The 22748-nt window shown below is 54.6% G+C and carries 27 protein-coding genes and 4 pseudogenes; 23 read left to right on the top strand and 8 right to left on the bottom strand.

Features of this window, described 5'->3' with window-relative positions; translation table 11 throughout:
* Window positions 1-917 precede the first annotated feature (917 nt).
* From C6A40_RS22285 to umuC, 3 genes and pseudogenes are all read right to left on the bottom strand, one after another.
* Window positions 918-1223, bottom strand: coding sequence for a hypothetical protein (locus tag C6A40_RS22285; protein WP_008325193.1), 306 nt, complete (start codon window positions 1221-1223; stop codon window positions 918-920).
* 53 nt (window positions 1224-1276) lie between these two features.
* Complete coding sequence (locus C6A40_RS22280; RefSeq protein ID WP_004118488.1) at window positions 1277-1528, bottom strand: type II toxin-antitoxin system Phd/YefM family antitoxin; 252 nt, start codon at window positions 1526-1528, stop codon at window positions 1277-1279.
* A 78-nt stretch (window positions 1529-1606) separates the two neighbouring features.
* A pseudogene (umuC, locus tag C6A40_RS22275) lies at window positions 1607-2749 on the bottom strand (translesion error-prone DNA polymerase V subunit UmuC); the annotation flags it as partial.
* 61 nt (window positions 2750-2810) lie between these two features.
* Here umuC and C6A40_RS22270 point away from each other — a divergent pair.
* Entirely contained in the window at window positions 2811-3818 is a 1008-nt protein-coding gene (locus C6A40_RS22270) for a tyrosine-type recombinase/integrase (RefSeq protein WP_008325196.1), read from the top strand.
* Entirely contained in the window at window positions 3802-5412 is a 1611-nt protein-coding gene (locus C6A40_RS22265; RefSeq protein WP_023294860.1) for a hypothetical protein, read from the top strand. Before C6A40_RS22270 ends, C6A40_RS22265 begins: the two co-directional genes overlap by 17 nt.
* Here C6A40_RS22265 and C6A40_RS22260 read toward each other — a convergent pair.
* Window positions 5347-6044 (bottom strand): IS1-like element IS1A family transposase gene (locus tag C6A40_RS22260; protein WP_103215986.1). Its coding sequence is split into 2 segments (ribosomal slippage): window positions 5347-5795 and window positions 5795-6044, totalling 699 coding nucleotides; the frame shifts between segments, so codons are not numbered across the junction. The two genes, C6A40_RS22265 and C6A40_RS22260, sit on opposite strands and share 66 nt — an antisense overlap.
* A 105-nt stretch (window positions 6045-6149) precedes the next feature.
* Here C6A40_RS22260 and C6A40_RS22250 point away from each other — a divergent pair.
* The gene (locus C6A40_RS22250) at window positions 6150-7814 is read left to right on the top strand and encodes a Mov34/MPN/PAD-1 family protein (RefSeq protein WP_239006527.1); all 1665 of its coding nucleotides are present in this window, start codon (window positions 6150-6152) and stop codon (window positions 7812-7814) included.
* Window positions 7815-7834: 20 nt separating this feature from the next.
* Here the strand turns inward: C6A40_RS22250 and C6A40_RS22245 are convergent.
* The 3 genes and pseudogenes from C6A40_RS22245 to C6A40_RS22235 all read right to left on the bottom strand — a co-directional run.
* Window positions 7835-7987, bottom strand: a pseudogene (locus tag C6A40_RS22245) (Y-family DNA polymerase); the annotation flags it as partial.
* Window positions 7987-8409, bottom strand: coding sequence for a translesion error-prone DNA polymerase V autoproteolytic subunit (gene umuD / locus C6A40_RS22240; protein ID WP_008324207.1), 423 nt, complete (start codon window positions 8407-8409; stop codon window positions 7987-7989). The gene umuD and the pseudogene C6A40_RS22245, both read right to left, overlap by 1 nt.
* Window positions 8410-8588: 179 nt before the next feature.
* Window positions 8589-9260, bottom strand: a complete 672-nt coding sequence (locus C6A40_RS22235; RefSeq protein WP_008324206.1) for an SOS response-associated peptidase family protein — start codon at window positions 9258-9260, stop codon at window positions 8589-8591.
* Between the two features lie 359 nt (window positions 9261-9619).
* Between C6A40_RS22235 and C6A40_RS22230 the strand changes: the two genes are divergently transcribed.
* The 8 genes and pseudogenes from C6A40_RS22230 to C6A40_RS22195 all read left to right on the top strand — a co-directional run bounded on the left by C6A40_RS22230 (window position 9620) and on the right by C6A40_RS22195 (window position 13718).
* Complete coding sequence (locus C6A40_RS22230) at window positions 9620-10297, top strand: DNA methylase (RefSeq protein WP_008324204.1); 678 nt, start codon at window positions 9620-9622, stop codon at window positions 10295-10297.
* Window positions 10297-10545 (top strand): hypothetical protein, encoded by a 249-nt coding sequence (locus C6A40_RS22225; RefSeq protein ID WP_008324202.1) that lies wholly within the window; start codon window positions 10297-10299, stop codon window positions 10543-10545. The genes C6A40_RS22230 and C6A40_RS22225 overlap by 1 nt, the downstream gene beginning before the upstream one ends.
* Window positions 10529-10948, top strand: a complete 420-nt coding sequence (locus C6A40_RS22220) for a DUF1380 family protein (RefSeq protein WP_008324200.1) — start codon at window positions 10529-10531, stop codon at window positions 10946-10948. Before C6A40_RS22225 ends, C6A40_RS22220 begins: the two co-directional genes overlap by 17 nt.
* Window positions 10949-11001: 53 nt before the next feature.
* Window positions 11002-11781, top strand: coding sequence for a hypothetical protein (locus C6A40_RS22215; protein WP_008324198.1), 780 nt, complete (start codon window positions 11002-11004; stop codon window positions 11779-11781).
* Between the two features lie 398 nt (window positions 11782-12179).
* The gene (locus C6A40_RS22210) at window positions 12180-12686 is read left to right on the top strand and encodes an antirestriction protein ArdA (protein ID WP_114191415.1); all 507 of its coding nucleotides are present in this window, start codon (window positions 12180-12182) and stop codon (window positions 12684-12686) included.
* Between the two features lie 42 nt (window positions 12687-12728).
* Window positions 12729-12920, top strand: coding sequence for a hypothetical protein (locus C6A40_RS22205; RefSeq protein ID WP_008324194.1), 192 nt, complete (start codon window positions 12729-12731; stop codon window positions 12918-12920).
* Between the two features lie 192 nt (window positions 12921-13112).
* Window positions 13113-13367: a DNA polymerase III subunit theta gene (locus C6A40_RS22200; protein WP_008324193.1), complete on the top strand. Its 255-nt coding sequence runs from the start codon at window positions 13113-13115 to the stop codon at window positions 13365-13367.
* A 34-nt stretch (window positions 13368-13401) separates the two neighbouring features.
* Window positions 13402-13718, top strand: a pseudogene (locus C6A40_RS22195) (hypothetical protein).
* A 117-nt stretch (window positions 13719-13835) separates the two neighbouring features.
* Here the strand turns inward: C6A40_RS22195 and C6A40_RS25650 are convergent.
* Window positions 13836-14059, bottom strand: a pseudogene (locus tag C6A40_RS25650) (hypothetical protein); the annotation flags it as partial.
* Window positions 14060-14343: 284 nt separating this feature from the next.
* Here C6A40_RS25650 and C6A40_RS22185 point away from each other — a divergent pair.
* From C6A40_RS22185 to C6A40_RS22130, 12 genes are all read left to right on the top strand, one after another.
* Entirely contained in the window at window positions 14344-14574 is a 231-nt protein-coding gene (locus C6A40_RS22185; protein ID WP_008324190.1) for a DUF905 domain-containing protein, read from the top strand.
* Window positions 14575-14644: 70 nt separating this feature from the next.
* Window positions 14645-16654, top strand: coding sequence for a ParB/RepB/Spo0J family partition protein (locus C6A40_RS22180; protein ID WP_008324188.1), 2010 nt, complete (start codon window positions 14645-14647; stop codon window positions 16652-16654).
* 42 nt (window positions 16655-16696) lie between these two features.
* Window positions 16697-17128: a conjugation system SOS inhibitor PsiB gene (gene psiB, locus C6A40_RS22175; RefSeq protein WP_008324186.1), complete on the top strand. Its 432-nt coding sequence runs from the start codon at window positions 16697-16699 to the stop codon at window positions 17126-17128.
* Window positions 17125-17853, top strand: coding sequence for a plasmid SOS inhibition protein A (locus tag C6A40_RS22170; protein ID WP_008324185.1), 729 nt, complete (start codon window positions 17125-17127; stop codon window positions 17851-17853). Before psiB ends, C6A40_RS22170 begins: the two co-directional genes overlap by 4 nt.
* Entirely contained in the window at window positions 17850-18173 is a 324-nt protein-coding gene (locus C6A40_RS22165; RefSeq protein ID WP_008324183.1) for a hypothetical protein, read from the top strand. Before C6A40_RS22170 ends, C6A40_RS22165 begins: the two co-directional genes overlap by 4 nt.
* 61 nt (window positions 18174-18234) lie before the next feature.
* Window positions 18235-18594 (top strand): hypothetical protein, encoded by a 360-nt coding sequence (locus C6A40_RS22160; protein WP_008324181.1) that lies wholly within the window; start codon window positions 18235-18237, stop codon window positions 18592-18594.
* 626 nt (window positions 18595-19220) lie between these two features.
* Window positions 19221-19595 (top strand): hypothetical protein, encoded by a 375-nt coding sequence (locus C6A40_RS22155; RefSeq protein ID WP_008324180.1) that lies wholly within the window; start codon window positions 19221-19223, stop codon window positions 19593-19595.
* A 53-nt stretch (window positions 19596-19648) separates the two neighbouring features.
* Complete coding sequence (locus C6A40_RS22150; RefSeq protein ID WP_008324178.1) at window positions 19649-19936, top strand: hypothetical protein; 288 nt, start codon at window positions 19649-19651, stop codon at window positions 19934-19936.
* 46 nt (window positions 19937-19982) lie between these two features.
* Complete coding sequence (locus C6A40_RS22145; protein ID WP_008324177.1) at window positions 19983-20327, top strand: hypothetical protein; 345 nt, start codon at window positions 19983-19985, stop codon at window positions 20325-20327.
* A gap of 85 nt (window positions 20328-20412) precedes the next feature.
* On the top strand, window positions 20413-20676 hold the full coding sequence (locus C6A40_RS22140) for a hypothetical protein (protein ID WP_008324174.1): 264 nt from the start codon (window positions 20413-20415) through the stop codon (window positions 20674-20676).
* Between the two features lie 42 nt (window positions 20677-20718).
* Window positions 20719-21549: an N-6 DNA methylase gene (locus C6A40_RS22135; RefSeq protein WP_008324171.1), complete on the top strand. Its 831-nt coding sequence runs from the start codon at window positions 20719-20721 to the stop codon at window positions 21547-21549.
* A gap of 626 nt (window positions 21550-22175) precedes the next feature.
* The gene (locus tag C6A40_RS22130) at window positions 22176-22706 is read left to right on the top strand and encodes an antirestriction protein (RefSeq protein WP_008324170.1); all 531 of its coding nucleotides are present in this window, start codon (window positions 22176-22178) and stop codon (window positions 22704-22706) included.
* Window positions 22707-22748 lie beyond the last annotated feature (42 nt).

Here is a 22748-nt window from a genome sequence, read left to right as displayed (position 1 = left end):
TGCATCGCCGGTCAGGTAATCTGTCTGGGACCACGGTCCCACCTGCGTCATCGGTCAGGTTATCTGACTGGGACCACGGTCCCACCTGCGTCGTCGGTCAGGTTATCTCCCTGGGACCACGGTCCCACCTGCATCGTCGGTCAGCTTATCTGCCTGGGACCACGGTCCCACCTGCGTCATCGGTCAGCTTATCTGTCTGGGACCACGGTCCCACCTGCATCGTCTGTCAGGTTATCTGCCTGGGACCACGGTCTCACCTGCGTCATCGGTCAGGTTATCTGTCTGGGACCACGGTCCCACCTGCGTCGTCGGTCAGGTTATCTGACTGGGACCACGGTCCCACCTGCGTCATCGGTCAGCTTACCTGCCTGGGACCACGGTCCCACCTGCATCGCCGGTCAGCTTATCGGCCTGGGACCACGGTCCCACCTGCATCGTCGGCACATTATTAGTTTGGGACAACGGTTAAGCAATGCCTGTCACGAACAGGTATTGGCTTGTCGCCAGCAACCTGTTGAGCGGAGTAATCACGCAGCAGGGCGGCTATTACAGGTGATGGTGAAAGCTCTGTTGGGATCTGAACGAAGCATGTTGAGTGAAATTTGCAAAATTTCGCGGGGTGTGCGGCTTAATTTTAAATTTCCGCCAGCATTTTTAAAACCAGCTGCCGCCGCTGCGCGTTGGCCGGTCCTTCGTCCGGCCGGTAACCAGTCCCGGCCGTTCTTACGACCCTGGATGAACATGGTCCCGTCATCAGCGTCTCCAGTGTGATGTCGTTTGTCACGCCGTCCGAGGGGATATCAGGGACACAACATATGGTAGAAAAAGCAGCTGTCTGAGACACAATATATTGATTATCCACAGTAACGGGGGATAACCGTGTGGGTAACATATTGAAAGTCCAACACGTTATCTGATTAACTGACTTTGTAAACGCCGCTGAACCATGAAAAAAATCCGGGGGAATCATCACAGCGCATAAACATACCGTTTTGTTTTTGGGTGACGGCAAGGAGGCCCCTGTTATCACCACATACCTTGTCAAAGGTTTCCATTCCTATCCTTATCAGGCTCTTTTCGTTATTTTCGGGAGAGATCCGGAGATGTTTTGTCAGCCAGACAGGATAGGTATCAGCGTTACGCCAGTACTGCAATTCAATCACTGAAGCCATTCCCCAGATAGTGAAGAATAAGAAAACCACACCTGCGATTTTGCTACCCATATTGTTCCTTAACATTGATTTAATACATTCCTTGCTCCTCGCACCGGAGCACATCACAGATACTGATTGAGATCCACTTCACGCAGCGGCTGGTTTTGACGTTCTGTGATCAATTGCACCAGGTCTTTTTCGTCCAGCGCATCGAGCATTTGTTCATACAGAGCCGCGGGCACACAATAAAAAACAGGGCGGTTGCGGTCAATAATCGCGACCGGGTAGCCGCCGCCGGCACTGGCGGTGGCCACCGGATCGTTTTTAAGTTCGCTGATGCTGGCAGTCACATCACACAGAATGATATTTGTCATGGTTCCCCCCTGAGACAAGTCATCTGTATGATCGGTAAAGTAAGCTCTTGCAGCAAGTCCCGTCTGTCATTTCGACGGTCAGAAACGGGCAACCGGCAGCTCCTTCCAGCGGGTGGTATATGCCGGTGACAGCATCTCCCGTTTCATCTGCCAGTCCGGCGCAATACCCCGTCCGGCAAACCAGACTTTCCCGAGTCCGGAATGATTAATGCCGTCGAGCACCTTCATCAGCGCATCGCTGTGCGGCCGTGGCTGCACGTCATCGAACAGATTCAGCTGCGCGACGCCGTTCGGACTGAAATCATTGAGCATTATCCCCGCTTTTGCGTAGCGGTGGCCATCGAGCCAGATCCTGTCCAGAGACCTGACCGCTGCCGCGATAATGTCCCGGGTGTCACGGGTAGGGGTGTTCAGTTTTTCCGTGGCCACGTTACCGTAATACGGCTCATTAACCGCAAAAGGGGACGTCTTGATGAAGGTGCTGATATGCCGGCAGTACTGTCGCTCACCGCGCAACTTTTCCGCCGCGCGCTCGGCATACTGGCAGACGGCCTGGCGCATTTCTTCGTAGGTGGTGATCCGCTGCCCGAAGCTGCGACTGCAGACAATCTGCTGTTTCGGCGGCGGCGCTTCCTCCAGCGAAATGCAGCTCTCGCCGTTCAGCTCACGTACCGTGCGCTCCAGCACTACGTTGAAGTTTTTCCGGATAAATGTGGGGTTCGTCAGCGACAGCTGCAGGGCAGTGGTGATCCCCATAACGTGCAGCTTTTTCGCTATCCGGTTCCCCACGCCCCAGATTTCTTCCACCGGCTGCAGGCTGAGTAATTTTGCCGTTCTGCGTGGATTTTCGGGCGACAGCGCCAGCACCCCACTGAATTGTGGCCATTCCTTTGACGCCCACTGCGCCGATTTGGCCAGTGTTTTTGTGGCGCCGAAGCCGACACCGATCGTCAGTCCGGTTCCACTGAGAACATGCCCACGCAGCTGCCTGCCAAAATCCTCCAGATCCATACAGTGGCCAATTCCTCGGGCATCCAGGAAACATTCGTCAATTGAGTATTGTTCGACGCGGGGCGACAGCTCTTCCAGCAGGGCGACCACACGGTTACTCAGGCTCGCGTAGAGCTCGTAGTTGCTGGAAAAAACGTACAGTTTTTCAGGAAACTGCGCCTCTTTGAGCTGGAACCAGGGGGTTCCCATCTTTATACCCAGCCGTTTGGCTTATATGTTATTTGGAATTGACTATCCTTAGGTTGTGCTTTCTGACTCGGAAGGAAAGTGTATGCGTGCATCGTTGCTGGCATCTTTACCTTACATGATGGCTGAGCCTACAGCTTTTCGCTGGTTATGCTTACAGGAAAGTTTGCTGAAGGCGCCAAATACGGTTGAAGCTTATGCCCGTGGGATCGATGATTGGCTGCGTTTTTGTCGCCAGAATGATGTGAGCCCTACAGAAGCCAGCCGGGAGATCCTGGCTTTGTATGTTCGGCATCTTAATATCTCCCGCAATCTGGCGGCTGCCAGCCTTCGTCATCGACTCACTATCGTTCGATTATATTGTGACTACCTGCGAGAAGAAGGATTAATAGTACTGAACCCCGTTATGAGAGGCAGCTGGCATCCTGGCGGAGGTGGGCGCAGGGGGCTCATTCAGGCACAGCGACGCCTGCCATGGATACCGAGTGACCGTGACTGGGAAAACTTACTTATCGCAGCCCGCCAGACCACAATACGTAATCGTTTTATGCTATCTCTTGCGTACGACTGTGCCCTGCGCCGGGAAGAGTTGTGCTCCGTTGCTACCGGCGATATTGACCCTTCTCGTCGCTTGCTAACAGTTCGGGCTGAAACGACAAAAACTAAGCGAGGTCGGGTTGTGCCCTATTCTGTCGTAACCGGAGAGTTATATTTCCTCTGGTTAGCAGAACGGCGACAATTAAATACTTCCCGTGGCCCACTGTTTCTTTCTTATTCCTGTCGCAACAGAACTGCGCCAATAACCCGGTGGACCTGGTCCAAGATCGTAAGGTCGTTGGCAATGCAGGCGGGGCTACCCCAATTGAGTACGCATACCTTCAGACATCTATGTCTGACCGATCTCGCCAGAGCTGACTGGGATATTCATGAGATCGCTACGTTTGCCGGCCATCAGAGTATCCAGTCAACGTTACTTTATATCCATCTTAGTGCGCGTGATCTTACGGAAAAATTTAACGCAGGTATGGCGTCGATACATGAACATCGGTTACACCATTTAAAGGGGGACAATACGGATGGCAATGAAAACTGAATATGATGCGCCAGCCCCTTTTGACTACGAAGTATGGCAACCTGATCCTGACTGGGATTGTTCTCCCGAATTACAGCCGATTGAACGAGATACTTTGATAAAGCTGGCTCAGTATGTTGTTGGACGTCATAAACAAAACTGGTCGAACTGTGTAAGACAAAGGCTTTCTCGCCTGATAATTCCACTCAGAGCAGCATTAAAGTGGATGAATGCCGCATCCACAACAACCAATTCTGCAATTCATGACATCATTCTGGAAATGCACCGGCTGGAAAAAAACTACTGGTCATGGACCCAGGACGACTGGCTCGAAGTGCTGTGCAGCAGTGAAGAGGTATTTCGCAAAAAATATGGCAGCTGTGGTAATTGTCGACAGTATGTCCTCGCGATTGCTTGGTTACTGTGCGGATTTAATCGACTTGAGGCGGCTGGCTGCTTTTATCATTATCGGCTTTCTGTCAAAGTTTTTGGCCGCCCGGCGACAGAGGCGGCGGTAAACAAGCTTCAGGAGAACATGCAGCGCCTCGGCTTTGTCGCTGCTGACAATAACATTCGTAATGCGCTACTGCTGTCTATGCTTTGTCAGCGGCAGGTTGATCCTGAAAAATTGGAACTGGAAACACTTAAGCGAGTAATAACTTACGGGCCTGTTTATATGCGTCGCTCTGCGGCCACCTTGTCAAGGATATTTGCTGCGATGGGGCTGTTCCCAGCGGGCATTGACCATCGTATTCTTGAGCGCAGACGGCCTCACGGGGAATATCGTGCAACCAGTAACGTTCCGGAAGAATGGTTGCGATGGTGTGAACGCTGGCGTAAAACCGCTATTAAAGCACCATCATCTGAACTCAGTACATGGTACCGCATCCTGCAGTGTGGGCGCTGGCTGAAAGCCACTCACCCTGATATACATTCTCCTGCAGACTGGAGCCGGGACATCGCACTTGAATACGTAGCTGCAGTGTGTCAAATGAAAATAGGCCAGTGGTCTGAACCGCGCCATATGTATCAGAATCGAATAGGCCAGTTAATGACAGCCTCTGCACGGGCGGGGATTTTACAGGCTATCAGAGTTTTTTTTCGAGACCTTCAGGAATGGGGGCTTATTATCGTCCGATTTAATCCTGTCAGAACGTTCCGTTTACCCCGCGCTATCCGGGCCAGTATTGGCCCTGCACCAAGAGTCGTTGCTGATGATATATGGAGTAAACTTGTCTGGGCAGGGTTGAACCTGCAGGAGCAGGATCTGCATTATGGTGAACAACTTTACTATCGCTACCCATTTTCTATGGTTCGTGCATTATGTGTTCTCTGGCTGTTTGGTGGGTTGCGTCGTGATGAAATTTTGCGGATGCGAACAGGCTGTATACGCTGGCAAAATGATGAACATCAGGGCGGCTCTCGGATATGTTTGCTGGATGTCCCCGTGAACAAAACCAGCACGGCCTTCACCAAACCTGTTGATCCAATCGTAGGGGAATACATTGATTGCTGGGAAAAAGAACGAAATATAGGTAATGACTCCAACTTATTGATAGTGTTTTATGTTCAGATAATGCCCGATGACTTTGTCATGCAGCTCCACCGATTTTGAGAACGACAGCGACTTCCGTCCCAGCCGTGCCAGGTGCTGCCTCAGATTCAGGTTATGCCGCTCAATTCGCTGCGTATATCGCTTGCTGATTACGTGCAGCTTTCCCTTCAGGCGGGATTCATACAGCGGCCAGCCATCCGTCATCCATATCACCACGTCAAAGGGTGACAGCAGGCTCATAAGACGCCCCAGCGTCGCCATAGTGCGTTCACCGAATACGTGCGCAACAACCGTCTTCCGGAGCCTGTCATACGCGTAAAACAGCCAGCGCTGGCGCGATTTAGCCCCGACGTAGCCCCACTGTTCGTCCATTTCCGCGCAGACGATGACGTCACTGCCCGGCTGTATGCGCGAGGTTACCGACTGCGGCCTGAGTTTTTTAAGTGACGTAAAATCGTGTTGAGGCCAACGCCCATAATGCGGGCGGTTGCCCGGCATCCAACGCCATTCATGGCCATATCAATGATTTTCTGGTGCGTACCGGGTTGAGAAGCGGTGTAAGTGAACTGCAGTTGCCATGTTTTACGGCAGTGAGAGCAGAGATAGCGCTGATGTCCGGCAGTGCTTTTGCCGTTACGCACCACCCCGTCAGTAGCTGAACAGGAGGGACAGCTGATAGAAACAGAAGCCACTGGAGCACCTCAAAAACACCATCATACACTAAATCAGTAAGTTGGCAGCATCACCCGAATTATCTTGATTATAATCATGCCGCAGCTCATAAACTCAGCCTCCAGATGGTCAGCAATGGTAAGCCGATAATTTTAAGGGCTGTACCTGAACATTCTAATCAGGGCATCAGACCATTTCGCTTATTAACCATTGCCGTCCCACCAGTTGAAGCCTCATTAGTTGCTTCATATCCTGACAATCTGAAAAAACTGGAAGAGCAGCTTCAATCCTGGGGAAGTGAACTTCTCCAGCCACTCGCTGATGCTGTTTATGATGCTATACCTGATACAGGTCTTCGCCCTAGCTCTGGTGAAAAGGAAGGTTTGCTAATTCTGCTATGGGTTCCTCGTTTAAGGGATGGTAAAACAGAACGTACTGATGTTATGGGCTATATCGTGGAACGCTCACTCTACGAACTTGCCAGCGTATTAGACATACTTGCCCCTAGGAATGAGCGGGGAATACAGCACCGTTTCCGACTACTTGGTGGCGTAAGAGGTACACAATGGCAACAATTACCACTGTTACCTGTCGAAATACGTTCGGCTATGAATGCTGCACGAGCAAGAGACATTTCTGCTGTTGATTCTGATAATGCATCTTTCTATGGTGTTCTGGCTGGCGTTGGGGCTCTTGGCGGCACATTAGCTGATATCTGGATACGAGTCGGCTGGGGACACTGGACATTTATCGATCCTGACAAACTCCTTCCACATAATCTGCCCCGCCATATTGGGGTTGATGATCATATTGGATACCCTAAAACTGATATTCTTCGGCACCTCGCAGGTAGTATTTATCCACATGAACCTCTCCCCGGAGCGATCAATAAAAGTATTCTTGATGACGATCATGATATTGCCAGAGCTGTGAATGAGGCTCACTTAGTTGTGGATGTCAGTACCACCTTTGAGGTGCCTAGGACCCTAGCGTTAAAAGATGATATACCCAGAACAGTTAGTCTGTTTCTGACACCATCAGGCAAGGCCAGCGTGATGTTAATAGAGGATACAGACAGACAGTGCCGAATTGATGCAATTGAGGGGCAATACTACCGGGCAATTTTGAGCAGCGAGTGGGGAAACACTCACCTACAGCACAATTATGGTGATCGTTGGGTCGGTGGTGGATGTCGGGATATTTCTGTACGTATGTCTAACGAATGTATTCACGTTCATGCTGGTATCCTGTCGCGCCAACTACGGCAGACCGTCCTTAAGGATGATGCTCGATTATGTATCTGGGTGTCTGATGAAAATTCAGGTGCAGTGAGCGCTCATGAAATTGAGCTTTACCCTGTGGTATCTGTAATTGCTGGCGAATGGATTGTTAGATACGATCAAGGCTTAGAACAAAAACTGAGACACACCCGTTTACAGGCCCTACCGAATGAAACCGGGGGCGCTATTGTGGGCATAACTGATTTTAAGAACAAGACTATTATTCTGGTTGATGTGCTCCCAGAACCTATCGACAGTAAATCCTCACCAGCCTTCTTTGTCCGAGGAGAAGAGGGACAAAAGGAAGCATTAGAACGGGTTCAGCAGCTGACCGCTCGTGTTGTCGATTATGTTGGTGAATGGCACTCCCATCCTCAAGGATTTTCAGCGAAAGCCAGTAATGAAGATGATAATTTAATCAAAAAGTTACATCAAAAAATGAGTGTGGAAGGTTTACCTGCTGTGATGCTGATTGTTGCGGAAAACGATATCAATATTATAGTCAGATGAAGTTCGCTTCATCTGCATCACAGTGTTACTTGCAATTCCACATAATCGGCACTTCGCGCTATTACACAGCCGTCGTTGTTGCTAAGAACAACAACAGGTTTGTTCCGCAGGTCGGGACGAAAAACTTTCTCGCAGCTCGCATAGAACGAATTCACATCAGCGAGCGCAAACATCAGTTAGTACCCCGCGTCTTATGTATGAATGCCATCACCACGCCGAATATCTGCAGTTCCTCCGGGTAGAGGGTGGGGTAGGCGGGATTCATCGGCAGCAGGGCGATTCGGGGTTTAAGCTGCAGGCGTTTAACGGTGAACTCGCCATCTGTTTCTGCGATGACAATATCCCCCTGTATGGGTTTTTCGGCTTTGTCGACAACCATTAAATCGCCGGAGTGCAGGCCCATATCTTTCATCGAGTCGCCAATGGCCCGGACAAAGTAGGTCGCGCTGGGGCGACGGATACAATAGGCATTCAGATCCAGTTCGTCTTCGGTATAGTCCGCGGCCGGTGACGGAAAACCTGCCGGACAGCGCTCTGTGAAAAGTGGTGCGGTGGACAGTGCTGGTTCAGATGCGGGAGTGACAAAAAGGATCATGGCATACCTCTTAAAATGCCTGTTTTTATATACAGTATTATTTAAGATATTTCCCGTCCTGCAAGGAGAATTTTACCGGCTCCTGCCAGGTTATTGTTCTGCCGGATAAAACAGGCTCTGGGTTATCCACAGAAACGGTGCATAACCCTGTGAGTGGATGCCGGGTATCTCACCGTCTGCTAAGCCAGTGGCTCTATAAGTTCCCTGCCCTGGTTCCCGGGATTGCCAACAGCCCGGCTGACGGGGTGCCATGTGAAATCTTCGGCGGAAAGACTGCCCTCACGGGCAATGTCTTCCGCCTCTTTACCGGTTGTGTTTTCACTGAGCCATTTACGTGCGGCATCCGGTGAGTACACGAACGGTCGCCGATCGTGAATATCCAGCAGTCCCTCATCCGCAGCTGCCGTGACGATCAGGAATCCTTCCAGGTCATTACCATTCTCAAAAGGTGGTTTCCCGATGGCAGCGAGCAGGAGTGGATTTCCGTCCTTGCGGTAAATGAAAAACGGCTGTTTCACGCCGTTTTGCTGTTTCCACTCAAACCAGCCGTCAGCAAAAATAATGGCCCGTCCGTGCTCCCAGAGTGGCCTGAACATCCGGCTGCCAGCCGCAGTTTCACTTCTGGCGTTGATTAGAGCGGGCTTGTTCCACCACTCCGGCGCATAACCCCAGTGAACAGGATCAAGATGCAGCTGCGAGCGGCGTTCACTCAGCAGTAATACCCGGGTTCCGGGCGCAACGTTGTAGCGGCCGACGGGCTCCGGATCATACGGGATGTCCCGTTCTGCTTCTTCTCCGAGAAAGGCCAGGTACTCCTCGCGGGAGTTGTACTGCGTAAACCGACCGCACATTATCGTTTCTCCGGTGTAGATTTCGCATGCGAAATCTGTGTTTTCTTCAGTTCAGAACATAGGCCGTTTTTCAGGTTCCTGCCATCGTGTGGCCGCCGTGCCGCTACTGTAGCCGGGCCGCTTCGAATGCAAGGGTTCGCTCTGCCGGTGTCCTCACCCGGTCGCAGTTTATTTCAAAGGCATTATCCGCCGTCTTCCCGTCGTTTTCCGTCTCAATTTTCGCCGTCAAACCGTCCAGCCAGCGTCTGCTTTTTCACTGCGCTGCGGCTTGCGGCACCGCCCCTGCATTCTCCGCTTTTCGCCCGGCTGTCGTATCGGCACGGCGTAACTGGCGCCGCATTTGAGAAAGGAGAACTACCATGTCCCGATTTATCCAGGGTAATTGCGTCCATATCGTGTCCGGCTTTCCGGATAATGCTGTCGATTTCATTCTGACCGACCCGCCATATCTCGTCGGTTTTCGTGACCGTCAGGGGCGTACCATCGCCGGCGATAAAACCGATGAATGGCTGCAACCCGCCAGCCATGAGATGTATCGCGTGCTGAAAAAAGACGCGCTGATGGTGAGCTTCTACGGCTGGAACCGCGTCGATCGCTTTATGGCTGCGTGGAAACAGGCCGGGTTCAGCGTTGTTGGTCATCTGGTTTTCCCTAAAACCTACACATCGAAGGCCGCATATGTGGGCTACCGCCACGAATGCGCCTACATCCTTGCAAAAGGTCGTCCGTCCCTGCCGCAAAACCCGTTGAATGACGTGATTGCGTGGAAATATTCAGGCAACCGGCACCACCCGACAGAAAAACCCGTAACCAGCCTGCAACCGCTGATTGAGTCTTTCACACATCCCGGCGCAATTGTGCTCGACCCCTTTGCCGGAAGTGGCTCCACCTGTGTGGCCGCCCTCCAGGCTGGCCGTCGTTACATCGGTATTGAACTGCTGGAGCAGTATCACCGGGCCGGACAGCAACGTCTGGCCGCCGTCCGGCGCGCCATGCAGTACCCGGCCGCTAACGACGAGTTCCCGGAGGCCGCGTAATGAACTATGCCGGACACGAAAAACTCCGCGCAGAAGTGGCGGAAATCGCCAACAGCATGTGTGACCTGCGGGCGACGCTGAACGGGATGGAGCACCGCTATCGCTTTGACTCCGATGTGCTGGCCGAACGCCTGACCCGTCAGACCCTTTTTCGCATCAATGCCCTGTTTATGGCGGCATACAACGAAATTCTTGAGTTGGATGCCTGCTTTAAGGACAGAGGAGAAAAATATGTACGGAACCTGTGAAACCCTCTGCCAGTTGTTGCGTGAACAGTATCCCGCAGAAACCCCGCTGAACCTCATTGTCTGGTCCCCGGCGGATATCGAAGCGCTGGCCGACGGAATGGAATATGCTGTTTCGGAGCAGGACACAAGGGTGGTACTGGCGCGTATGGACGCCATTCCGGAGGAACAACGGCTTGAATCGGGCGTGTCTGCCGGTGCGGTGATGGATCTGATTGAACAGGTGAAACAGGCCGCAGCGGCGGTGAGTGTGCCGGCTGACCTGCTTGAAACCCTGCTGACCACTGCCGAACAGGCGTTATGGCACAGGGAATGGACCGCCCGTGACAGCAATCATCCGGTCCCGGAAAGCGTTACCCGCCGCCTGGCTGATGCGGCGAAAGTTCGCGCCTTACTGAAAAACTGAAATCAACACGCCGCCCGGGCGGCGTGTACTGACCCCGTTCAGAGGAACCCATTATGCAGGAAATCACCACGTTAACCGCCCTTGTTATGCGCCGTGCGCGCGATTTGATTGCTGATTATGGATGGCCTGACCATACCGATGTTGATCAGCGTGATCCGGTCAATAAACCGGGATGGATAAGCATTTATGTCCGTCTGGATGCGGCAAATATTGTTCATCTGCTGCCTTTGCTTTGTACCGGTGACGTACCCGCAGAGCTGCAAAGTGCCATGACAAAAATAGCCGGGACGCCAGCGCAGATTATTTTATCCGGCAGCCGCTATGCCGACGCGCCGCAGCTTCCGGAGGACGGAACACAGATAGCGTTCCCCTGGGCCGGGGAATGGCTGACGGAGCCGGAGATTCAGGCTGTAACGGATTGCCTGTCCCGCGCGGTGCGGGATATCTCCCGGCAGGTATGGGAGGATGCGCGCCGGATAAAGGCGGCGCTGACCACGCGCGGGGAAACGCTGTTTTATCGCCAGACCCGAAACTTCCGTCTGGTTGTGAAGGAAAATGATATGCCCTGCTGGCTGGACGATGATGACAATTTGCCGGTGGTGCTCGATGCCATCCTGAACAAAGGGGCACGCTACAGCAGCGTCGAGTTCTTTGTTATCAGCGACAATGTTGATCAAATCCTGGCATGTGGCCAGATGTGCGATGTGCTGCGTATTCCGGGCGAGCCTCCGCGCCGGTGGATGGATTTAACCCTGTTACATGAGGTCATGGCAGAAGCGCGTGCAGAAATCAGTCTTGTCCGCAATGCCCTGTCAGCAATCCGGCCAGTGTAGCGAACAGCAGGGGGCGGCGGCCCCCTGAATCCACCACGAAGGATGTCGCCGGCTCCACTTTTACGGCTCTTCCTTCACGTTGTTCCGGCTTCGCGGTGAGTAACGTCCCGTGCGGCCTGCGGCAAACGCCGTGCCTCTACTATAGCCGGGCCGCGGCTGATGCAAGGGAAGCGTAAACGCCGTCACCTTCACCCGGTCGCAGTTTATTTCATACGTTATCCGCCGTCTTCCCGTCGTTTTCCGGCTCAATTTTCGCCGTCAAACCGTCCAGCCAGCTCCTGCTTTTTTACTGCGCTGCGGCTTCGGTGACGCCCTTGCATCCTCCGCTTTTCGCCCGGCTGTCGTGTCGGCACGGCGTAAGCCGGAACTCAGACGACATCGACTATGGAGGATTTTTTATGCGCACTACAACCACCACACCGGCTGTTTACGTGGGCACGTATCACAAATACAACTGCGGCAGCATTTTCGGCAAATGGTTTGATCTGACGGAGTTTAACGGCAGGGAAGATTTTTACGAGGCCTGTCAGGCACTGCATGCCGATGAATGGGATGCCGAGTTTATGTTCCAGGACTGGGAGGGCATTCCGTCGCAGTTCGTCTCTGAATGCTCCATTGACTGGGATTTTATCGCCGCTTACAAACGCGCCGAAGAAGAGGGCAAGGAAGCCGCTTTTATCGCCTGGGCGGAGTATACCGGCGAATGTGACTATGACGCGTTTGATGATGCGTACCGCGGCGAGGCGGAAAGCGAGGAAGACTATGCGCGGGAGATGGTGGAGGACAACGGCCTGTTAAATGAGGTGCCGGAGCCGTTGCGCAGCTATTTCGATTTTGAAGCCTGGGCGCGTGACCTGTTCAGCAGCGGTTATGTGTTCCATGACGGCTATGTCTTCAGCAACTGATTAATGTCCGGCGGGGAAACCCGCCGGTTAAGGAGAAAACGTATGAAACTTGCATCGGAAACCCGCGAGATCCTGCGACAGTACAAAGCCCTGATTAATGCCCGCCGACGTGATGCCGGTCAGCGGGAACTGACCACCGCGCAGGTGATGGATGAAATCTGCGAATACATGACCTGTCAGTGTGCCGTGTACATCGGCGGTCATTTCATCTTACAGGGTGGAAAAGGCCAGTAAGTATGATGGCAGGCGTCCGGGCCGGAGGGCGCCTGTCAGCCCGCGCGAAAAACCGGGCAGGCTGCGCCTGCCGGAGAGAAACTTCGCCGCGCCTCCGGCGCCGCGCACTCTCCTCTCCGTTGTCAGTCGCTGTTGCCCGGGAAAGCGCGTATTATCAGGGATATCTTCCTGTAAAGCAGACCGGTGAAGCATATGTCGAAGTGGAATATCGCCTCTTTCTCAAAAGATGATCAGGATAAGGTCTCAGTCGATAAAGCCGCCGCTGCCGTTGCCTGGCAGGAAAGGATGAACAAGCCTGTTGTGCCTGAGCTTGTTGAACGGGAACAGCCTGAACATCTTCGCCAGTATTTTCGTGAACGGCTTGACGTTCATCGGCAGAACAGTCAGCAGCTGCCGCGCGCAAATGCGCCCGAATATAATAAACCCGGAGATGAGCAGCAGAAGTGATTCTTATAGTCAGTGTGTCCAGGGAGGAAATTTTATGCGTATGTCTCTGATGTTTGCGGCCGTGACTCTTTTAACCGGTATTAACCTGTTGTTTATTCCGTTTCAGCCTGTACCGGCTCTATGGGGGGGAATCTTGGCCGTTGCTTTTATCCTGATTAATGTCGCGGCGGATAAACTGCGTCTCTGGAGTGGCGTTGCATGGATTATCGTTGCCGGCATCATCATAATTTTGATGCTGAAGGGGAAGGAACCGGGGGACGAATTAAGATGCTGATCACCGTTTTTGCTTTCCTGGCTTCGGCCTGGTATAGCGTTGTGCAGTACAGAAAAGAAAAGCATTTTCGCTCCTGATGTTCCCGGCTGGCATCAAGCTGGATGATCGTCAGCCATCATTTTAGCCGCATGTAATCCATTCTTATCCTCCCGTTTTCTGTTTTCTGCCCGTTCCCGTTTTCATTGCGGGCGTCCGGGCGGGCTGTCGTGAACGGAGCCGGTAAACCGTCTCCGCCCTTCGGGCTTCCATCCCATGACGCAACACCAGGGCTTGCAGCATCCTTATCAGGATGCGCCGCCTCTGTCGCGCCGTGGCCTGCGCTCCCTGCACCCCGGCGAAAATCAACGGCCGCCGGGCTGTAAGGGGCAACGCCGTTTCGCGCCCGCGCTTTCCGTCGTTGCGGCGGGTTCCTGCTCATTCCTTGCCTGGTTTTTTCACCCTTTTGAGTCCTTTCGCCGGGGCTGAGACAAGCACAGCCGCTGTCAGCTGTCCAGGGTAAATGGCACGCGGTAAACCGCGCCCCGGACATCCGCCATCGCCCGCGCTGGTTTACGCCCCTGCGGCGAACGGCTCTCAAACGGGTGAAGGTAACAACCAGCGGGGGCGTTCAGCAGGTCCCCGCAAAACGTCAAAACCGCGGCCCCGGCAACTCAATGGGTGATGGTTTTTTAAAAGCAAAACAGGTTCAGAAGGAGGGGCAACATGAGCGAGGCGCTGGCGGTTTTACCCGACGACACCTTTACCCGCGAACAGGCTGAGGTCGTTGCGGCGCAGTACACCAACGTGGCAATTGAGGACGATCAGGGTACACATTTTCGTCTGGTCGTTCGTCAGAACGGCGTAATGGTCTGGCGCGCGTGGAATTTTGAAGCGGATGCCGGGAAATGGCTCAACCGTTACATCGAACGTTACGGTATTCGTAAACAGCAGTAAATAAGAAGGTGCCCTGCCGGAGCGGTAACTCCGCAGGGCCGGACAATCATCAATCAGTGAGGTATCAACTATGTCAGTAACCGATGTTAAAGCAAAAGCACCCAAAAAAGCGAGCAGCAAAAAAATTACGAAGGCACAGGAGGCTGCCCTGAAGATCGCCCTTGAGGCCGCTGCGGTCGAGTACGTTCCGCTGTCCGATCTCGTTAAATCCCCGCTGAACGTGCGCTCCATCCCCTATTCCGTGGACAGCGTTCGCGGTCTGGCCGACTCCATCGAGACGCTCGGACTGCTGCAGAACCTTATTGTTCACACCCTCGCGGACGGACAATCCGGCGTGGCCGCAGGTGGCCGCCGATTAACTGCCCTGCAACTGCTGGCGCAGGAAGGGCGTCTCGCTGCTGACCATACCGTTATGGTGAAGCGTGTTTCCGACGACATTGCCGCCCTTGCCTCCGTCGCCGAGAACGAGCAGCGCGCCGCCATGCATCCCGCCGAGCAGATTGCAGGTTTCCGTACGCTGGCAGGGCAGGGCAAAACCCCCGCGCAGATTGGCGACGCGCTCGGCTTCGGCTCCCGTCACGTGCAGCGCATGCTGAAGCTGGCAAACCTCGCCCCCTCCCTGATGGAGAAGCTTGCACAGGACGAACTGACCGTTGAGCAGTGTCAGGCGCTCTGTCTCGAGGACGATCCTGCCCGTCAGGTCGAGGTATTCGAAAACGTGAAGGCCAGCTGGTCAAACGCGCCCGCACACCTGATTAAACGCGCTATTACCGAAACCGAGATGCGCACCGACAACGCCAAATTTCGTTTTATCGGGCGCGATGCCTACGAGGCGGCAGGGGGTTACATCCGTGAAGATCTGTTCAGCCAGGACGAGGGCGACGGTACGGCTGACAGCGTGCTGGTTGAGCGTCTGGTGCAGGAAAAGCTGGAGCGTATCGCGCAGGACATTCAGCAGCGGGAGGGCTGGGCATGGAGTCGCGGACGCGCAGCCCGCATCTGGTACCACGGCGAAGACGGTAAGGAGTTCGTGCAGCCTGCTGAACCCGATCCGGTGTACACCCCTGAGCAGCAGCAGCGTCTTGGTGCGCTGCGGGAGCAGTACGATACATATGACAGCGTTTGCGACGAGTCAGATGCGATCGAAGCGGACATCCTCGCCATTCAGGCGGCGGCAGAAGCCAGCGCGTGGACTGACGACATGAAGTCAGGCGCGGGAGTGATGGTCAGCCTGTACGAAGGGCAGGTGTACGTGCAGCGCGGTGTGCGCCTGAAAGCGGATATGCCTGAAGAAACCGTAACCAGCAGCGTAACGGTGCCATTCACCTCACGCCAGCCCGACGCCGCAGAGGGGATCAGTGTTCCGCTGCTCACGAAAATGACCTCCGAACGTACGCTGGCAGTCCAGGCGGCGCTGATGCAGCAGCCCGAAAAGGCGGTGGCGCTGATGGTCTGGCGCATGTGTACCTGCGTCTTCTCGGGCTGCCTGACCACGACGCATCCGTTCCGTATCAGCCTCACTGTATCTCACGGCAGCCTGACGGAGAACGCCCCGTCCGGTAAGGATGGCGCAGCGTTTAACATCCTGATGACCGAACGGGCAAGGCTGAAAGCCCTGCTGCCGGAAGGGTGGGAGAAGGACTTCACCACCTTCTTTGCCCTTGACGGCGGGGTGTTGATGTCGCTGATGGCCTTCTGCACGGCCTGTTCCGTTGACGGGGTGCAGACCCGCGATATGGGGCACACCTCGCGCAGTACCCTCGATGCGGTCGAGGCGGCAATCGGCTTCCACCTGCGCGACTGGTGGCAGCCGACGAAGGACAACTACTTCGGCAGCCTGAAACATCCGCAGATTGTCGCCTCCCTGAAAGAGGCGGGGCTGACGGGCGCGGCGGGTGACGCGGAGAAGATGAAGAAGGGCGATGCTGCAGCGCATGCGGAGCACTTTATGCAGCACACCCGCTGGGTTCCGGCATGGCTCAAAGGACCGGAGTCAGCGGGTGAATCCGGTGCAGACGACGCGGCTTCAGATACCGACAGCCCTGACAACGACACCACCAACACGGCACACGCCGCCTGATAACGGAGCGCCGCCCTGCGGGGCGGCGATAAGGAGATACCCATGCGCACTATTCTGACCCCCGATGTACTGAAAACGATGTCCTGTGATGAGTTTGAGGACTGGCGGGACAGCGGCGAAGACTTCCGCCGCGAACTGACCCACGCCGTCATGCGTGACCTGTCCTGCCCTGAAAACTGGGATGTGAACGGCGAGTACCGCAGCGAGTTCGGCGGCTTCTTCCCCGTACAGATACGCTTTACCCCCTCGCACGGCAATTACCATATTGCGGTGTGCAGTCCTGGTGCCATCAGTCCGGCGTGGATGGTGGTGTTCGTGCCCGCCAGCGGTCGCCCGTTCTCCGTCATTCGTACCCTGAGCGGCTACCAGCCGGAGCTTGTCAGCCACACCGTCAGCCTGACGGCGCGTCTCGATGCGGACGGATACAGTCAGGCCAGCATCATCAGTATTCTGGCAGCGGAGGGCGCGGCATGATACCTGCAAACCTGTCACTGGTTCCCTTCAGCCCTGAGCGACGCGCCGCGATGGAGGCCATCGCGGAGGTTGAACGCCGGCGGTCGCGCGGCGCGGTGTCCACGATGTATCCGTATGCCAGCGCCTTTTTCCGGCGGCTCACGGGCAGCACGCGCATCACTATCAGGGAAATCCATCATTTTGCGCCGGTGCTGACGGCGCGGGAGCTGCGGGGCAGCAGGGACAGCTGGCTCAGTGCCATCGATGCGCTGATTGAAAGTCGCGGGACGCGTTGCTGGCTGCCGCTTCCCGTTGGTGCGGGTCAGCGCCTCTTTCCGGAGGTGGCCTTTCAGCAGACCGAGCGGGTTCGCTGTCAGGACGCCCTGCGGGATGAAAAATACACCCGACAGCGTCACAAAGAACGGTGCCAGCGTGAGCAGGCGTACCAGGCGCTGGCGGGGCAGGCGGAGATTGAGCTGGCATTCCATACGCCTGAAACGGTCAGCAGCTGGAGCGCACGCTGGTCGGGGACTGAACTGCGCCAGTACGACCTGGAAGAGATGTTCTGGCGCTGGAGCGAGCGTTTCCCGTCACTGGAGCCAATGGAGCGCTGGACGATGGAGAGTCAGCCTTTCTGGACGGTGATGGCTGAAACGAATGCGCTGGCAAGGGAAAGTCCGGGATCTGTCCGGCAGCTGGAGCGCTGGATGGTACCCAACAAGCTGACAGCGCGGAGTCAGGTATGAAGTGGCGTTACTCGCTGCGCTGGAAGCGTCCCGGTCCCTGTCCCGGTGAACCTGAACTGGCGTCAGAAGTGGTGGAGGCCGGGAAGCCAGCCCCTGAGTCCGTGATGTCACTGTGGGTGGCAGGAGCCGGATATGCTGTCTGCGTTGATTTTCTGTATGAACGGCCGATCAGGCGCTGGAGCGATGAGCGAAAGGCGGCCACGCGGCGACGGAATCTGGCGCGTCGTGTTAACAGGATCGCGCCCCTGTTTGCAGATGAACTCATTGAGCGGGAACTGACGGTGCGACCGGATTATTTTCGGGGAAAGTCGCCTCACTGAGTCTGATATCATATCCTGCCAGAATACGGTCGGCAGGGTGCTTAAAAGGGATAATTTAGAGATGAGATACTGGATACTGGTCGCGCTGTTAAATGGCCTGTTTACGCTGGTCATACATTACGCGGCGCCGGAGATGTTCGGAAGCACGGCGTACTATGCCGGGGTGGCAATCTGTGCCCTGATTGCGCTGGTTATCACCTGGCGCGATCCGCCAGGTATGCTGGACAACGTGCTCTTGTTTCTCCTTAAGTGGGGAATTGTGGCTTCAGGTCTGGCGTTTTTTATCTGGGGTATCGGATACAAGCTGGAATTCTGGGGAGATCATAACCCCGATGAAATTGGCGGTGCTGAGCGGTGTTCTGCTTCTGGTCAGTGGCTGGGTGTACTGGAGGCGAAGGTAACAAACTATACGCCAGCGTGAGGGCAGGAAAGTAAAAAGAGCGGTTATGCCTGCGGTATAACTGCTCTTTTATATGGTCCTCACGCTTTGTAATTTCCTGCTGTGAATCACCTCTGAAGAACGAACGCTGCGAATTATGGTGGCAGTTGTCTGTATCATCTTTTCAAATTTGCCTGCTGTCTGACGGGGTCACTGGCCATGACTGCGGGCGACCTCCCTGACGGGAACCGGGGCTGTCGTAAACGGAGCCGGTAAACCGTCTCCGCCCTGACGGGCTTCCATCCCACTGTCGCAACGTCAACACCGGCTCGCAGTGACCGTTCCGGTCACGCCGCTTTCACCATGCCGGCGATAAAGCCGCCGGCACTCAGGTGACGCCACGTCGTTCCGCCGTGTCGGGTGTGTTCATCCTCTCCCCGTACCTCTGGCGAGCCCTCTCCCGTTAAGTCCCCGGGCGGAGGGCTTGTCGTAGCACCGTCGTGTCGTCATCCGAAGGGTGAAATGCACTCCGCCAAAACTTTTTGCGAGGGACCGCAAAAACTTTAGTCTCCGCCCTTCTCCTGCCGCCCCGCCGTTGCTCCTTTGCCCTTTGCCGCCAGGGAACTCACCGAGAGATGGATAAACCACCAGACAGGAGGAAAAGCAGGATGAACACACAGAACGTCAACGTCAAAACCGCCACCAAAGAATCTTCCGAAAGATGGGTGAAAACCTCGTCCCTGCGTACTGATGGCTTTGTGCGCAATATCCATTCCCGTAACCCGTTCGATGTTATTCGCGCGGACGTGGTGCTGGCCCGTATGGAAATACAGGCTAACCGGGGATGTGGCCTGCACTACGAGATTTATGAGTCCCGTCTGCTGGGTATGGCTATGCATTACCTGGCAGAACTGCCACTGAAAGACCGTCCGGCGTTTATGGGGGCGGCAGCGAAACGGGGTTACATGCTGACGACTGCGGAAGAAGAACGTGCCGATGGTGAATGTGCTGACCTGATGATCGAGCTGGCGGCGGATTACTGATTACTTAACCGGCTGGCGGCAGGGGATGCCGCCAGTCACACCGGAGAAACATTATGAGCAACAGCAACACGAACAGTACGTTCAGCTTTGACGCATGGGAGAAAAGCGCGCTCAGCGAACTTGATACCCTGCAAAACCACGTCAGTAAAGCCCTGATGAAGTACCAGAGCAATACGGACAAAACGGCGCTGGGCGAGTCTGCAAACCGCTATATGGGCGAACTCAGAACCGCTGTCACGCGCATCCTGAAAGCCACGCCAGCCATTCAGCAGAAAGTCGACGAGATTGCCGACATGCTGCACCTGATGGCGCATTTTTCCGGCATCACGTTCGACGAATAACCACCACGGCGAAATATCAACGCCATTAACCAGAAGGAGATAAACCATGCACTTAAATCTGACCGAATCCTGCGCTGAAGCGGGTATTTATGCGACCAGTGAGGCCGAACGCGCGTACTGGCTGAGCCGCGAAAAGTCATATCTGACCGCGTCCGTCGAAATCGACGTACACGCCTTCCATGATGCGCTGGGGCTGATGTACCCGATGAACTGGCGCAGCAGTCAGAACGGCGAGTGTGAAACCTTCATGCTGGCGGAAATGGTCTGCGGCAATGTGACCGAAATCTACGCGCGGATCGGTATCCGTTATTACCGGATGCGCGACTACAGCAACCTTGACCACGCGGAGATTCTGGCACGCGTTAAGGAGGGAGTGCAGCGCCAGAAATGAAAAAGGCAGACTTTCGTCTGCCATATCCCGCCGGATTTACCCGCTTGCAACGATTAATCCGGCCTTCACCAAAAGGAACAAACCAATGCAATTCAGTGAAGTTTCGATTGTTACACCGACCGCCCTGTATGTCCAGATGCTTGAGGCGGAAAACGCACCCGTAAAAAAACAGGTGCGTATTAAACGCAGTGATATCGACCGTGACGACATCAGCGCCGAAATGCGGGCGCTGGGCCGTCACATAGCGCACTGCCGGAAGAAGGGGCGCGCCGTTCGTATTCCTGCCATGCGCGGGAGTGAGTGGGGGCAGGTGTTACGCACGCTCGAACTGAAGCGGGCATTTAACTGATAACTGAGCCGCTCCTTACGGGGCGGCATTTAAGGAGGAAATATGTCTCAACTCAGTTTTGCCAGCTTCTTTGATCAGGCGAGAGAAGCCGCACCCTTAACACCCGCTAAACCCGTATTGCCCACCGTGAATGCGCAGCCGATACTGCACCGGATGATGACAATCGACCAGGCCCGCCGCCAGTTTATCAGCGTGTTCAGGGATACCGCCCGCAGCCTGCGCCGCTGGGAGGTGTTCAGCGACTTTATCACGCTGGCCGCCAGCGAGCTGGATATGGCGCGGATAAGAACGCCAGAGAATATTGAGCAGAGCCGCAAAATCTGCGCGAAGTACAGCGAGAGTGATATCAGCAACCTGCATACGCTTTTCTGCCTGATGGTCTGCGCACTGGAGGCCAAATTCCACGACTTCCTCGGCGCGATCTTCATGGAGCTTGAGCTTGGCGACGACCGCAACGGACAGTATTTCACGCCGTATCACGTCCAGTCACTGCTGGCGAGGCTGCTGATGCCGGACGTCGACGAAACGATACGCCGTGAGGGATTCGTTACCGTCAGCGATCCGGCAAGCGGTGCGGCGGGAATGATTGTGGCGTATGCGGAATATCTGCTGGAGGCGGGCTATAACCCGTCTGAACATATGTTCGGAAGCTGCATCGATATTGATTCTGTTGCGGCCGATATGGCGTTTATTCAGCTTTCCCTGCTGGGTATTCCTGCCGAGGTGGTCACGGGCAATACGCTGACGATGAAGTTAAACAGGGTGCGGTATACGCCTGTGTACTACATCAACAACTTTGGTAAGCGGCTGGACGATCAGCGCCGTATCAGTGCCATGCGCGAATTTTTGCGCTGTATAAATGACGCTGCATAGCTATCCAGAAGGGCAGGGGAGTGTCCTGCCTTTCGTGGCATCAAAGGCCGCGCGCCTGCGGCGCAGAATAAGCAGGCTGCGCTGACGCGCTGCCTGCATTATTCCGGCGCGTGGTAGTCTGAAGTTCCTGTCTTTTGGTCAGGTGGTTAATATTCCTCATTCTCCTGCTGGCGATGGTCTTTATTATTCTGCCGCGGATATGGATATTATCCTTTCTTTTCCGGGCGTCGTCCCTGAAGGGACACGGCTGTCGTGAACGGAGCCGGTAAACCGTCTCCGCCCTTCGGGCGTCCATCCTGACGTAAATTCAAATTCACGCTTGCTGCATCCCGAATGGATGCGCCGCTTTCACCGTGGCGGTAATAAATTACCCCCACTCTGAAGCCCGTAACGGTAATTCGTCTTACGCCGATTTTCCGTTACGGGATGTGTGCATTCTCCTGGTGTGACTATCGCCCGATTTCATCAGTTCGCGGAGGGCTGCTTTTAGCATCAGCCAGTAAGGAAATAAAGGGGTATATAAACGCTGCGCGCCCCTTTATTTCCTTACTGTCAGCTGCTCATTGCCCTTCGCCGCTCAGTGATGAAGTCGAACGATGTAATAACCCAATGAGGAGAAAACCAGAATGCACACATTAAACGTCAAAACCGCCACTCGTGAATCAGCCGAACAATTTAAGATCGATGAACGCCAGCGCTACTCTGTTACAGATGGTGATGAACGTCTGGATTTTATTCCTGCGCTCTTTTTTACGCCTTCTGCTGATAACATGATTGCCAGCTGGTTACGTCAGCATTCAGATTATGATGGCGGTTTCTGGAATTACTGGATTATTCCGCAGGGCACCGGAGGAAACATTGCTCCGAACTGTGTCAGATTCACCACGACGCAAACCGGATATATCGCACCGGAAGGTGAACAGCGCTATAACATGGTTATTCCCGGTAATTACTTTGAAGCAGAGGTCAGTGCCGATGCTGCCGGAATTATTGCGACCCTGATGATCATGAACTGGTTGTCCTGGCAGGTTGCAGATATGGGGCCTGAATATTCGAAAGTCTGTAAACACCTCGTCGCTCGTCAGGATGCACTGAAAGACTACATCAGTATCATAAAACACCCTGAAGCAGATTTAATTTATCGGGCTATTGATTGACGACATAAATACTGGATGAATAAAAAGACCTCCTGTTGAGGT

Origin of the sequence: Enterobacter sp. GER_MD16_1505_Eko_090, from assembly GCF_003331015.1 — a bacterium.
GTDB classification, from domain to species: domain Bacteria; phylum Pseudomonadota; class Gammaproteobacteria; order Enterobacterales; family Enterobacteriaceae; genus Enterobacter; species Enterobacter roggenkampii.
The sequence above is the reverse complement of the archived record's forward strand: the minus strand, read 5'-3'. Positions and strand labels throughout refer to the sequence as shown.